Source organism: Frigoribacterium sp. VKM Ac-2859, from assembly GCF_013204925.1.
In the GTDB taxonomy this organism is placed as follows: domain Bacteria; phylum Actinomycetota; class Actinomycetes; order Actinomycetales; family Microbacteriaceae; genus Frigoribacterium.
The window spans coordinates 810,450-823,143 of the sequence record NZ_JABMLC010000002.1 but is presented as its reverse complement, the minus strand read 5'-3'; the positions used below and the strand labels follow the sequence as shown (position 1 = coordinate 823,143).

General features: G+C 72.4%; 11 protein-coding genes. All 11 read left to right on the top strand.

Features of this window, described 5'->3' with window-relative positions:
* The first annotated feature begins 78 nt into the window (after nt 1–78).
* The 11 genes from glmS to HQQ78_RS11610 all read left to right on the top strand — a co-directional run bounded on the left by glmS (nt 79) and on the right by HQQ78_RS11610 (nt 12,691).
* Entirely contained in the window at nt 79–1,932 is a 1,854-nt protein-coding gene (gene glmS, locus HQQ78_RS11660) for a glutamine--fructose-6-phosphate transaminase (isomerizing) (protein ID WP_173153437.1), read from the top strand.
* Nucleotides 1,933–1,973: 41 nt separating this feature from the next.
* Nucleotides 1,974–2,393 (top strand): holo-ACP synthase, encoded by a 420-nt coding sequence (locus HQQ78_RS11655; RefSeq protein WP_173153434.1) that lies wholly within the window; start codon nt 1,974–1,976, stop codon nt 2,391–2,393.
* Complete coding sequence (alr, locus tag HQQ78_RS11650; protein WP_173153431.1) at nt 2,390–3,481, top strand: alanine racemase; 1,092 nt, start codon at nt 2,390–2,392, stop codon at nt 3,479–3,481. The genes HQQ78_RS11655 and alr (HQQ78_RS11650) overlap by 4 nt, the downstream gene beginning before the upstream one ends.
* Complete coding sequence (gene alr, locus HQQ78_RS11645; protein WP_173153428.1) at nt 3,478–4,614, top strand: alanine racemase; 1,137 nt, start codon at nt 3,478–3,480, stop codon at nt 4,612–4,614. Before alr (HQQ78_RS11650) ends, alr (HQQ78_RS11645) begins: the two co-directional genes overlap by 4 nt.
* Nucleotides 4,615–4,661: 47 nt before the next feature.
* Nucleotides 4,662–5,174: a tRNA (adenosine(37)-N6)-threonylcarbamoyltransferase complex ATPase subunit type 1 TsaE gene (gene tsaE / locus HQQ78_RS11640; RefSeq protein WP_173154857.1), complete on the top strand. Its 513-nt coding sequence runs from the start codon at nt 4,662–4,664 to the stop codon at nt 5,172–5,174.
* Between the two features lie 96 nt (nt 5,175–5,270).
* The gene (locus HQQ78_RS11635) at nt 5,271–6,764 is read left to right on the top strand and encodes a polysaccharide biosynthesis tyrosine autokinase (protein ID WP_173153425.1); all 1,494 of its coding nucleotides are present in this window, start codon (nt 5,271–5,273) and stop codon (nt 6,762–6,764) included.
* Nucleotides 6,761–7,885 (top strand): glycosyltransferase family 4 protein, encoded by a 1,125-nt coding sequence (locus tag HQQ78_RS11630; RefSeq protein WP_371740457.1) that lies wholly within the window; start codon nt 6,761–6,763, stop codon nt 7,883–7,885. Before HQQ78_RS11635 ends, HQQ78_RS11630 begins: the two co-directional genes overlap by 4 nt.
* Nucleotides 7,882–9,396, top strand: coding sequence for a polysaccharide biosynthesis protein (locus HQQ78_RS11625; protein WP_216844330.1), 1,515 nt, complete (start codon nt 7,882–7,884; stop codon nt 9,394–9,396). The genes HQQ78_RS11630 and HQQ78_RS11625 overlap by 4 nt, the downstream gene beginning before the upstream one ends.
* Nucleotides 9,393–10,406 (top strand): glycosyltransferase family 4 protein, encoded by a 1,014-nt coding sequence (locus HQQ78_RS16420; RefSeq protein ID WP_173153423.1) that lies wholly within the window; start codon nt 9,393–9,395, stop codon nt 10,404–10,406. The genes HQQ78_RS11625 and HQQ78_RS16420 overlap by 4 nt, the downstream gene beginning before the upstream one ends.
* The gene (locus HQQ78_RS11615; protein ID WP_173153420.1) at nt 10,403–10,975 is read left to right on the top strand and encodes a DUF4265 domain-containing protein; all 573 of its coding nucleotides are present in this window, start codon (nt 10,403–10,405) and stop codon (nt 10,973–10,975) included. The genes HQQ78_RS16420 and HQQ78_RS11615 overlap by 4 nt, the downstream gene beginning before the upstream one ends.
* 291 nt (nt 10,976–11,266) lie before the next feature.
* Nucleotides 11,267–12,691, top strand: a complete 1,425-nt coding sequence (locus HQQ78_RS11610) for an MFS transporter (RefSeq protein WP_173153418.1) — start codon at nt 11,267–11,269, stop codon at nt 12,689–12,691.
* Nucleotides 12,692–12,694: the final 3 nt, after the last annotated feature.

Genomic DNA, 12,694 nt, shown 5'->3' with positions numbered 1-12,694 from the left:
CGAGGCTACCGGTCCGGGGTCGACGCGAGTCGGCACGGCCCGCCGGGCTCTCGGACGGGAACCTCTAGGATCGACCCCATGTGTGGAATCGTGGGATACGTCGGAACGGGTGACAAGAGCATCGAGGTGCTGCTGGGCGGCCTCAAGCGACTCGAGTACCGCGGGTACGACTCGGCGGGAGTCGCCGTGATCGACGCCGCGGGCGACCTCGGCACCCGCAAGAAGGCCGGCAAGCTGCAGATGCTCGTCGACGACCTCGAGGCGACGCCGCTCACCGACGGCACGACCGGCATCGGCCACACCCGGTGGGCGACCCACGGTGGCCCGACCGACGCGAACGCGCACCCCCACCTCGCGGACGACGGCAAGCTCGCCCTCATCCACAACGGCATCATCGAGAACTTCTCCGAGCTCAAGGCCGAGCTGCTCGCCGAGGGCGTCGAGTTCCTCAGCGAGACCGACTCCGAGGTCGCCGCGCACCTGGTGGCCCGGGCCTACCGTTCCTCCGGCGACCTGACCGAGGCCCTGCGCACGGTCGTCAACACCCTCGACGGCGCGTTCACGCTGCTCGTCGTGCACGCCGACCAGCCGGGCGTCGTCGTCGGCGCCCGCCGCAACTCGCCCCTCGTCATCGGCCTGGGCGACGGCGAGAACTTCCTCGGCAGCGACGTCGCGGCCTTCGTCGCCCACACCCGTCGGGCCATGTCGATCGGGCAGGACCAGCTCGTGACGATCCGTCCCGACACGGTCGAGGTCGTCGACTTCTCCGGGGCGCCCGTCGAGACGACCGAGTTCGAGGTGGACTGGGACGCCTCGGCCGCCGAGAAGGGCGGTTGGTCCAGCTTCATGGCGAAAGAGATCAGCGAGGAGCCCGAGGCCGTCGCCAAGACGCTGCTCGGCCGCATCACCGCCGAGGGCGCCGTGACCCTGACCGAGCTCGACGGCGTGCGCGAGCGCCTCCTGACCGTCGACCGCGTCATCGTCATCGCCTGTGGCACCGCCGCCTACGCCGGCATCCTCGGCAAGTACGCCATCGAGCAGTGGGCCCGCATCCCCGTCGAGGTCGAGCTGGCGCACGAGTTCCGCTACCGCGACCCGGTCCTCGACGAGAAGACCCTCGTGGTGTCGATCAGCCAGTCGGGCGAGACGATGGACACCCTGATGGCCGTCAAGTACGCCCGAGAGCAGGGCGCCCAGGTGCTGTCGATCTGCAACACGCAGGGCTCGACGATCCCGCGCGAGTCCGACGCCGTGCTCTACACGCACGCGGGCCCCGAGGTCGCCGTCGCGTCGACCAAGGCGTTCGTCGCCCAGGGCACCGCGCTCTTCCTGCTGGGCCTGCACCTGGCGACCCTGCGCGGCACGCTCAGCGCCGAGGCCATCGCCGAGCAGGTCACCGACCTGCACGAGATCCCCGGCAAGATCGAGCAGGTGCTCGAGTCGTCCGAGCGCATCAAGACCCTCGCCGGCTGGATGGCCGACACCCGGTCGGTGCTGTTCCTCGGGCGTCACGTGGGCTACCCCATCGCCCTCGAGGGTGCGCTCAAGCTGAAAGAGCTCGCCTACATCCACGCCGAGGGCTTCGCCGCCGGCGAGCTCAAGCACGGTCCGATCGCCCTGATCGAGCCCGGTCAGATCGTCTTCGTCGTCGTCCCCAGCCCGCGCGACCCGCGGTCGCTGCACCCCAAGGTCGTCTCGAACATCCAAGAGATCCGCGCGCGCGGCGCCCGCGTCATCGCGATCGCCGAAGAGGGCGACGCCGCGGTGCTGCCCTTCGCCGACGAGGTGCTGCACATCCCGCTGGCGGCCCCGCTCTTCGAGCCCCTGCTGTCGGTCGTGCCGCTGCACATCTTCGGCATGGAGCTCGCCGCCGCCAAGGGCCTCGACGTCGACCAGCCGCGCAACCTGGCCAAGTCGGTCACCGTCGAGTAGCGGGTCGTGCAGCCGGGGCAGGGCGTCAGGCGGGTGAGGACGTGATCGTGGGCATCGGCGTCGACGTCGTCGACCTCGGACGCTTCGACCGCTCGATCGAGCGCACGCCGGCGCTCGCCACGCGTCTGTTCCGAGCCGACGAGCTCGTCCTCCGGGACGGCAGCCCCCGCGGGCGCCCGTCGCTCGCGGCCCGCTTCGCCGCCAAGGAGGCGCTGATCAAGTCCCTGGGCGGCTCCACCGGGGTGCGCTGGCACGACGTCGTGGTCGTCTCCGACGACCAGGGAGCCCCGTCGCTCGTGCTCAGCGGGGGAGCGCGGTCGCTCGCCGACTCGCGAGGCGTCTCGCGCCTCCATCTGTCCCTCAGCCACGACGGCGGGGTGGCGGTCGCCTACGTTGTCGCCGAGGGCGACGGCCGGGCCCCCGTCGACCACGACGCACACCACGAAGGGGCGGGCCGATGACCCACGACGTCACCATCACCGTCGACACGGCCGCGCTGCGCCACAACGTCGAGGTCCTCCGGGCCGCGGTCGCGCCGTCGGCCGTCATGGCCGTGGTCAAGGCCAACGCCTACGGCCACGGTGCCGTCGAGTGCGCCCGGGCCTTCGTCGAGGCCGACGTCGACTGGCTCGGCGTGGCCGACCTGACCGAGGCCGTGGCCCTGCGTCGAGCCGGTGTCGAGGCGCCCGTGCTCGCCTGGCTGCACGCTCCCGACGAGGACTTCGTCGAGGCCGCGGCGCTCGGCATCACCCCCGCGGTGTCCAGCGTCGACCAGCTCGAGGCGGCCGTGGCGGCCGGCGTCCGCGCGGTCCACCTGGCGATCGACACGGGTCTGAGCCGCAACGGGGCCGTCGAGTCCGAATGGCCCGAGCTGTTCGACCGCGCGGCCGACCATGACGCCGTCGTGCCGGTCGAGGGTCTCATGACCCACGTGTCGAACGCGTCGTCCGAGGACGACGGCCTGCAGACGGCCCGCTTCGCGCGGGCGTCCGCGATGCTCGACGAGCGGGGGGTGCGGCCGCCCCTGCTGCACGTGGCCGCCTCGGCGGCGGCGCTCGACTACGTGGGGACACGAGCCACCATGGTGCGCTTCGGCCTCGCGAGCTACGGGCTGAGCCCGTACGCCGACCGCACGTCCGCCGAGCTCGGCCTGCGCCCGGCCATGACCGTCACGGCGCCGGTGACCACCGTCAAGCGCATCCCGGCGGGCGAGGGCGTGTCGTACGGCTACCTCTTCCGTCCCGAGCGCGACACGTCGATCGCGATCGTGCCGGTCGGGTACGCGGACGGCATCGACCGGGCCGCGAGCGAGCGCGCCTCCGTCACGATCGGTCGGCGCACCTACCGCGTCCGGGGGCGCATCGCCATGAACGCCCTCGTGATCGACGTGGGCGACGACCCCGTCGAGATCGGCGACGAGGTCGTGCTCTTCGGCGACCCGGCGCTGGGTCGGCAGTCCGCCGCCGACTGGGCCGAGGCGATGGGCGGCATCACCTACGAGGTCGTCGCCTGCCTGGCCGCCGGCCTCACCCGGAGGTACACCGCATGAGCGCCGCGACGTCCCTGCGACGGGCCACGGTCGACCTGGCCGCGTACCGGGCGAACCTCGAGTCGTTGATCGCCCGTCTCGACCCGGTCGAGATCCTGGCGATCGTCAAGGCCGACGCCTACTCCCACGGCGCCCCCGTGCTCGTGCCCGAGGCCGTGGCGGCGGGCATCCGCTGGTTCGGCACGGTCGAACTCGCGCCGGCCCTCGAGATGCGACGGCTGGGCATCGGAGGCGACGCCTCGTTCTTCGCCTGGCAGCTCAGCCCGTCCGACGACCTCGAGGCGGCCGTCGACCTGCGCGTCGACCTGGGGGTGTCGACCTTCGACCAGCTCGACGCCGTTGCGGCGGTCGCGCGGGCCCGCGGCGGGGTCGCCCTCGTCCACCTGACGATCGACACGGGCCTGCACCGCGAGGGGTGCCTGCCCTCGGACTGGCCGGCCTTCGTCGCCCGTGCCGTCGAGTTGCGCGACGAGGGAGTGGTCCGCCTGCGCGGCATCTTCTCGCACGTCAGCGAGACCAGCGAGGCCGACGACCAGGCCGCGGCCCGCGTGTTCGAGCAGGCCGTGGCCGAGGCCGAGGCGCTCGGGGCCACCGTCGAGAAGCGGCACATGTCGTCGAGCTCGGCCGCGCTCGAACACCCCGAACGACGCTTCGACATGGTGCGCATGGGGTCGAACGGCCTGGGCATCCCCGTGACCGAGGGCGTCACCGCCGCCGACCAGGGACTGCGGCAGGTGCTCACGCTGAGCGCGTCCGTGGTCAAGGTCAAGCGCGTCGCCGCGGGCACCGGCGTCTCGTACGACTACACGTTCCGTGCTCCGTCCGACACGACGCTCGCGCTCGTGCCCCTGGGGTACGCCGACGGCGTCAGCCGGCGGGCACAGGGCACCGTGCACGTCGTCGTGAACGGCGCGCCCCGCCCGATCGTGGGCCGCGTCGCGATGGACCAGTTCCTGGTCGACATGGGCGACGACCCCGTCGCGGTCGGTGACGAGGTCGTGTTGTTCGGGCCGGGCGACCAGGGCGAGATGACCATCGGCGAGTGGGCCGACGCCACCGACACGATCCCCGAAGAGGTCGCCTGCCGCGTCGGAGCCCGGGTGCCCCGTGTCTACGTCGGCGGACGGCCGTGACCGTCCAGGGCGACCCCCTCGAGCTGACCGTCGCCGACGCCGACGCCATGGAGGCGCTGGGGCGTCGGATGGCCGGGTCGCTGTGGGCGGGTGACCTGCTGGTGTTGACCGGACCGCTCGGCGCCGGCAAGACGACCTTCACGCGCGGCCTCGGTGAGGGGCTCCAGGTGCGCGGCCAGGTGGCGAGCCCGACGTTCGTCCTGGCGCGCACGCACCCGACCGCGTCGGGTACGCCCTTGGTGCACGTGGACGCGTACCGGCTGTCGGGCGAGGCCGAGCTCGACGACCTGGACCTCGACTTCGAGGGCTCGATCGTCGTGGTCGAGTGGGGAGCCGGGCTGCTGGACGGCGTCGCCGAGTCGTGGCTCGACATCGTCATCGAGCGTCCGACCGGGGCGGCCGAGGTGCCGGTCGTCGACGCGTCGGACGACGGGTCGGCGGGCCACGGGCCGGACGACGGGCAGGAGGCGCTCGCTCCCGAGGTGCTGGACGAGCCGAGACGCGTGACGATCACGCCGCACGGCACCCGCTGGGCCGACACGGCCCTGCTCGCCGACTGACCGTCACGGGCACGGGCACCCCCTCCGGGGGTCGTGAGGACCTCTCTGCTCCGGGTATGCTCGCCAGGTTCCACCACCTCAACCCGGGAGTGTCCGTTGGATCCTCAGCACTACTGGCGCGCTCTCCTGAAGAGTTGGCCCCTCGTCGTCGTCCTCGCCCTCGTCGGCGGAGGCGCGGGTTACGCGTATGCCCAGACGCAGCCCGACTCGTTCCGGGCCACGAGCAGCGTGTTCGTCTCGGCGACCGAGGGCTCCGACCCCAACGAGCTGTTGCAGGGGTCGTCGTACACGCAGAACCTCGTGCAGAGCTACACGCGTCTCGCCACGTCGTCGGTCGTGCTCGAACCCGTCATCCAGCAGATGGGCCTCGACGTGACCCCGACGCAGCTGGCACGTCAGATCACCGCCGAGAACCCTCTGAACACCGTCATCATCGACGTCGCCGTGGTGGACGGCGACGCGCAACGGGCGGCCGACATCGCGAACGCGGTCACCATCTCGTTGAGCCGGCAGGCCCGGGCGCTGTCGCCCGAGAACACCGCCGGCAACTCGACGCTGAGCGTCGCGCCGATCGCCGAGGCCACGCCCCCGACGTCGCCCATCAGCCCGAACCGCCGACTGATCGCCCTGAGCGGTCTCGCCGTCGGAACCGTCCTCGGCATCGCCCTGGCGCTGCTGCGATCGGTGGTCGACACCAGGCTCCGCACCGCCCGCGACGTCGAGGACCTGCACCTCGTGCCGTTGCTCGGCAGCGTCACGCGCCGCAACCGTGGTGTGCTGGCTCTCTCCGACGAACCCCAGGGCGCGGCGGCGGACGACTTCCGTCGCATCCGGGCCCAGCTGCAGTTCGCGGACGTCGACCGGGCCACCCGGACCATCGCCGTCTCGTCGGTCGCGGCCGACGAGCGCGAGGGTCGGGCTGCGGTCGCCCTCGACCTCGCGCTGGCCTTCGCCGAGCGGGGCCTCGAGGTGCTCGTGGTGGACGCCGACCTGCGCGGCAGCGGTCTCGCCGAGCTCGCCGCCGTCTCGGACGAGGTCGGCCTGACCGACGTCGTCGTCGGCCGACTCGAGTTCGCCGCCGCCGTGACGTCGTGGCGCGACGGCGTCGACATCCTCACGGCCGGCGACGTGCCGCCGAACCCGAGCCCGCTGCTGAGCTCGCGATCGATGGCCCTGCTGCTCGAGACCGCCGGGGAGCGCTACGACGTCGTCGTGGTCGACGCCCCCGCGGTGCTCACGTCGTCCGACACGCTCGAGATCGGTCGCCTGACCGACGGCGTCGTCATCGTCGCCACGGCGGGCCGGTCGACCCGGCCGCGGCTCGTGTCGGCCGTCCGCGCGCTGACGAACGTGAAGGTGCGCGTCATCGGCGTCGTGTTCGACGGGGTGGCCCCGGGTCGTCAGCGGGCGTCCCACGACCTGCCGCCGTCGGTGCTCGTGCCCGTCTCGACGTCGTCCGACGAGCAGACCTATCCCTTCGGCTCCACCACGACGGCCGACGCGACCGCCACGACGGCCGCCACGACCGACGCGGCGGCCCCGGGCAGGTCCCGCCGCACCGCGGGCCGCCAGGGCGACGCCACGTCGTGAGCCCCACCCGCCCGGCCCGCCCGTCCCGGGGGCGCACGCCGCGACTCCCGGCGGTCCGCCTCTACGAGTCCGTGCGCACGGCCCACCTCGAGCGGGCGCACGAGCTGGCGCCCGCCAGCATCGTCTACCGCGTCACCCGCTACGACTTCGACGACTCGCTCGCCGCAGGGCTCGACCTCGTGCAGGCCGGTCCGCTCGCCTCGGCCTGGCTGATCGCGCGGTCACGGGTCGAGACGCTCGAGGTGAACGAGCCGCTCATGACGTCGAGCCTGCCGACCACGGCGCTGGTGCTGGCCGCCCTCGCCGTGCGACGCCGGCTGACCGGCCGCCGCACGGTCGTCGTCAGCTACCTGATCGGCAACGCCGACCCCTTCGACGCGGCCACGGCTCCTCGCCTGCGGACGCGACTGCGCCGACGAGGCGAACGCGTGCTGGCACGCGCGGTCTGGCGCCGTCTCGACCGGGTGGTCTTCGGGACGGACGCCGCGCGCGAGACGTACGCGCGCCTCCTGGGGGCCGCCTCACCCCGTGTCACCACGACGACCGTGCCGGCCCTGCCGACCCGGCACGCGGACGCCCACGGTGGCGGCGTCCGCCCGCCCGCGGTGGCCTTCGTCGGCTCGTTCGTCGAGCGCAAGGGGCTGCGCGTCCTGGCGGCGGCCTGGCCGCTCGTCGTCGCCGCCCGCCCCGAGGCGACGCTGACCCTGCTCGGCAAGGGCGCGCTCGAGCAGGAGGCGCGGGCACTGTCGGTCGCGCAGCCCTCGGTCGCCGTCGAGGTCGACCCACCCCGTCCCCGCATCCACTCCGTGCTCGAGGAGGCGCGCGTGCTCGTGCTCTGGTCGCAGCCCAGCCCGACCTGGCGCGAACAGGTGGGGCTGCCGATCGTCGAGGGGCTGTCGCACGGCTGCACCGTCGTCACGACCACCGAGACGGGGCTCGCCGACTGGCTCGACGCCCACGGTCACGTGGTCGCGTCCGACCCCCGCGCACCACAGGTGTTGGCCGACGCGATCGTCGAGGCGCTCGACGCCGGACGCGCCGCCGACGACGTGCTGGCCGACCTGCCCGACCGGGACGGGCGCCTCTCCGCGGACGACCGACTGTTCAGGAGTGCCTCGTGAGCCGGTCGACGACGGGCTCGGCCGGTCGTCCCCGCCGGGGCGGAGCGATGGCCGCCGTGGGCTCGACCGCGGCGACGAAGGTCATCGTGATGGGCCTGTCGGGCGTGCTCGGCATCATCACGAGCCGCATGATCATCCAGAACTTCGGCACCGACGCCTACGCGCAGTACGGGCTGCTCTCGACCTTCCCGACCCTGTTGCCGTTCGCCGACCTCGGCATCGCGGCCATCGTCATCAACGCGGTGGCCGGGTCGTCGTCGGTCCGCACCGACGACTTCGTCAAGCGCTCGATCGTCACCGCCTTCCGCGTGCTGCTGGTGTCGGGCGGCATCATGGTCGCGGTCGCCCTGCTCATCACCCTCGCGGGCTGGTGGCCCGTGCTGCTCGGCGAGGGGTTGCTGCCCGACGGCGGCTCGCTCGCGGCGGGACTCTGTCTCGCGGTGTTCGGCCTCGTGATCCCGCTCACGGTCGGGCAGCGCATCCTCGTGGGGCTGAAGAAGACCAGCACGCAGGTCGCCAGCCAGGCCGTCGTGGCACCGTTCATGCTGCTCGCCATCGGTTCGGCCGTCATGTTCAGCGTGCCCGTCGGCAGCTACCTCGCGGTCATCTCGTACGTGGCCAACAGCCTCGTCTCGGTGATCTGCCTGATCGTGGCGGCGCGCGCGCTGTCGCCGCAGATCGGGTCGGCCGTCAAGCTCGTGCCCCGCATCCGCAGCTACCGCGGCGTGCCCGCGCTGGGCCTGGCCTGGCCGATGCTCGTGCAGATGATCGCCCTGCCGGTCGCGATGCAGACCGGCCGCCTGCTCCTCAGCCACCTGGCCGGGCCGGACGAACTCGCGCAGTACAACCTCGCCTCGCAGCTCTTCGGCATCGTGCTGCAGACCGTCGCGGCCGCGGGCATCGCCCTCTGGCCGGTCTACGCCGCGGCCCGCTCGGCCGGGCGGGTGGAGTCGCCGACCGTGCCGACCCTGTGGTTCCTGCTGGGGGGACTCGTGCTGGGCACGGCGCTCGCCGTGCTGAGCCCGTTCCTGGCGCGCTTCGTCTCGGGCGGGGCGATCACGCTCGACGGCTGGATGCTCGTCGGCTTCGTCGTGTTCGTCGGCCTGCAGGCGGCGAAGTACCCGGTCGGCATGTACATGACCGACAAGACCGGGCTGGTCTTCCAGGTGCTGCCGATCGTGCTGATGGTGCCGCTCAACCTGGGGCTGTCGTGGTGGTTCATCGGACAGGTCGGGGCCGCCGGACCCGTGCTGGGGTCGGCGATCTCGGTGGCGCTCTGCCAGCTCGTGCCGAACCTCTGGTACGTGTCGCGCGACCTCGGTCGCCGTCGGGCCGAGGCGGCTGCGGGCGGACCGGCCGGCGACGATGCCGACGACGACGGCACCGTCGGCCTCGACGTCGACGAGCAGCGTGGCGACGAGACGGCGACCGACCAGGCCATCGTCGAGCGGGCGGCGGCCGAACAGGCCTCCGACGCACGCTCCGGCGACGGACCCGAGGAGGCGCGGTGATCGAGGTCCTGTTCGCGAGCGAACGCGACGTCCCCGGTTGGGCGGCCGACCACGCGGCGGGCCTCCGCCCCGGCCTCTGGCCGTACGGCCTCGAGGCGCTGCGCGACGCGGACCCGGGGGCGCGCATCGCGTCCGTCCCGGAACCCGGCCGCCTGCAGGTGCTGCGCGACCGGGTGGTGCCGCGCCGCGCCTCCTCGTCCGGGGTGCCGTCCGACGACGTCGGGGTGACCTGGGACGAGAACGTCGCGCGTCGGATGCTGCTGGCACGGCCGCACGAGCGCATGTACACGGGCGTGATCTGGGTGACGGACCGGGTCGAGCGCGGGCAGGACGTCGGGCGCATGCGTGACGTGCTGCGACGCATGAGCGGACTCTGGGTGATCAGCCGCGGGCAGGTCGAGCCGTTGCGGCGGTTCGTCGGCGAGGACGGCCCGCCGGTCGGGTTCTTCACCTTCGGGGTCGACGAGGACTTCTTCGCGGCGCGTCCGTGGCCCACGCGACCGATGGTGCTGAGCATCGGAGGCGACCGCGACCGCGACCCGGCGACCCTGTTCGCGACGCTCGAGCAGGTCCACGCCGAGCGACCGGACGTCGAGCTGGTCGTGCAGACGACGAGCGACGCGGCCCCGCCCGAGGGCGTCACCGTGGTGCCGCACGTCTCGCACCGCGAGCTGGCCGAGCTGTACGCCCGTGCCTCGCTCGTCGCCGTGGCGACGCGCGACAACCTGCACGCGTCCGGCATGACGGTCAGCCTCGAGGCGATGGCCACGGGTCGGCCCGTCGTGATGACGGACACGCCGGGCATCGAGGACTACGTGGTGCACGAACGCACCGGGCTGCTCGCGCCGGTGGGGGACTCGGCGGCCCTCGCCGGGAACGTGCTGCGGTTGCTCGGCGACGAGGCCGAGGCACGCGCGTTCGGCGCGGCGGGACGGGCCCTCGTCGAGGAGCGGCTGACGACGCGCCACCTCGCGGCGTCGCTGGCGGAGTTCGTCGGCGCCTCGGCATGAGCTCGGGGGCGCCGAGGGGCATGGCCCGGTTGTGGCCGTTCAAGCGCAGGGACGCGAAGGTGCCGGGTGTCGGTGGCGGAACCGTCCGGACCGAGGCGAGCGAGGCCGTCGAGGGTGCCACGCACGTGAAGGTCCGCGTCCTGCTCGACCAAGAGGACGGGTGGCCGGACACGGAGTCCGAGGGGCTGTGGGCGCTGCCGCTGATCTCCGGTGACTACCGCCTCGAGAACACGCCGTTCTTCGCCTTCGGGATGTCGAACGGCGACGAGGTCGCGGTCTCGTCGGATGCTGACGGCGTGCTCTGGGTGAGCGGAGTCGTCTGGCGCAGGGGACGCATGACGGTCCGCATCATCACGAGTGATCGAGACGACTCGCTCGAGGGCATCCTCGCGGAGTTCGCGCCCCTCGGCGTGACGGGTGAGGGCTTTCAGCAGTTCCGGTTGCTGTCGTTCGACCTCGGCCCGGAGTCGGACGTCCCCGCCGCGAAGAGGCTGCTGGCGCACGGTGCGGCGTCCGGGCGCTGGGAGTACGAGGAAGCCGACGTGTCGGACGCGTGGCTGGCCCTCTGAGGTAGTCAGCGAGCGGCCGGCGGCTGCACATGTGGACCCCCAGGACTTCGTTCGCATCGCTGGTGGGCGACCGCGGTGACGACTTCGCGACGACGAGCTCCATGGTGGGCCCGTGTTCGCCTCGACCTCGATCTCAGCCGGCGGGCCGGCTCTCGACGCGGCCGAGCAGCACGAGGCGGTGGGCTCATCTGTCAACCCCCCGACGGTGAACGGCGGCTGTCATTTGCATGAACTGCAACCTTGTGATCGGCTATGAGTTCGCCCACACCGCCGTGGCTCAGGAAGGCCGAGATGACGACCGAACACCGCACCCCCACCGAGACACCGTCCCGACGAGGGCTGACCGCCTTCCTCGCGGCTCCACCGCCCGCACCCCGGCTCGACGACGCGAGCGTCGCCCGGCGCTACCCGCGCCTCCGTCTGCAGGTCTTCATCGGGATCTTCATCGGGTACGCCGCCTACTACCTGATCCGCAACAACGTGCCGTTGGTGTCGACCATCCTCAAGGACGAGAACGGCTTCAGCACGCTCGGCCTCGGCGTCATCACGAACGGCGTCCTGCTGGCGTACGGGTTCAGCAAGTTCCTGAGCGCCATCGTGAGCGACAGGAGCAGCGCACGGTTCTTCCTGCCCATCGGCCTGGCGTTGTCGGCCCTCGCCAACCTCGTCATCGCCTTCGTGCCGGCGGTGGGTGCCTCGGTGGCCCTCTTCGCCGTCGTGATGATCGTCAACGGGTTCTTCCAGGGCATGGGCTGGCCGCCCAGCGGCCGCACCCTGGTGCACTGGTTCTCGACGTCCGAACGTGGTGGGAAGACCGCGATCTGGAACGTCGCCCACAACGTGGGAGGCGCGGGTGCCGGTGGCCTCGCGGGTGTCGCCCTCGCCTCGTTCGGCACCTGGCAGAGCGTGTTCTGGTTCCCCGCGATCGTCTGCCTCGTGATCGCCGTCGTGGCGCTCGTGCTCCTGCGCGACACCCCGGAGTCCGAAGGGCTCCCGCCCATCGAGGAGTACCGGAACGACCCGGCCCCCGTCGAGGCCGACGCCGCGGACGAGGGTGCCTCCACCTGGACCACCATCCGTCGATACGTGCTGACGAACCGCACCATGGTGAACCTGGCGCTGGCCAACGTCTTCGTCTACACGCTCCGCTACGGCGTGCTCGTCTGGGCGCCCGTGTACCTGTCCGAGGTCCGCGGCGCGAGCCTCGGCGAGGGCATCGCCGGGTTCTCGCTGTTCGAACTGGCGGGCATCCCCGGCACCCTGCTCTGCGGCTACATCAGCGACAAGGTGTTCCGGGGCCGCCGGTCGCCGACGGGCATCCTCTTCATGAGCGCCGTCGGAGTCGCCGTAGCGGTCTACTGGCTCTCGCCGGTCGAGGGCCCCCTGTGGATCTCGCTCGCCATGCTCGTCGCCATCGGTGGCCTGATCTACGGCCCGGTCATGCTGATCGGCCTGCAGGCCCTCGACCTCAGCCCGCGATCGGTCGCCGGCACCGCGGCCGGGTTCACCGGCCTCTTCGGTTACGTGCTCGGCGCCACGCTCGCCTCCACCGGCATCGGCCTGGCCGTGCACGCGTTCGGCTGGGACGTCACCTTCGTGCTCATCCTCGTCTGCGTCGTGCTCGCGATCGTCCTGCTCGCGATCGTCGGACGCGACGAGCGGGCCCTCAACGAGAGGAAGCGCGCCCGCGAGGCGCAGTCACCGACGGCACGGTGATCC

Bases quoted from the DNA above. Each gene is read 5' to 3' on its own strand.
- glmS (WP_173153437.1), top strand. From the start codon at position 79: ATGTGTGGAATCGTGGGATACGTCGGAACGGGTGACAAGAGCATCGAG.
- alr (WP_173153431.1), top strand. From the start codon at position 2,390: ATGACCCACGACGTCACCATCACCGTCGACACGGCCGCGCTGCGCCAC.
- alr (WP_173153428.1), top strand. From the start codon at position 3,478: ATGAGCGCCGCGACGTCCCTGCGACGGGCCACGGTCGACCTGGCCGCG.
- tsaE (WP_173154857.1), top strand. From the start codon at position 4,662: ATGGAGGCGCTGGGGCGTCGGATGGCCGGGTCGCTGTGGGCGGGTGAC.
- HQQ78_RS11615 (WP_173153420.1), top strand. From the start codon at position 10,403: ATGAGCTCGGGGGCGCCGAGGGGCATGGCCCGGTTGTGGCCGTTCAAG.
- HQQ78_RS11610 (WP_173153418.1), top strand. From the start codon at position 11,267: ATGACGACCGAACACCGCACCCCCACCGAGACACCGTCCCGACGAGGG.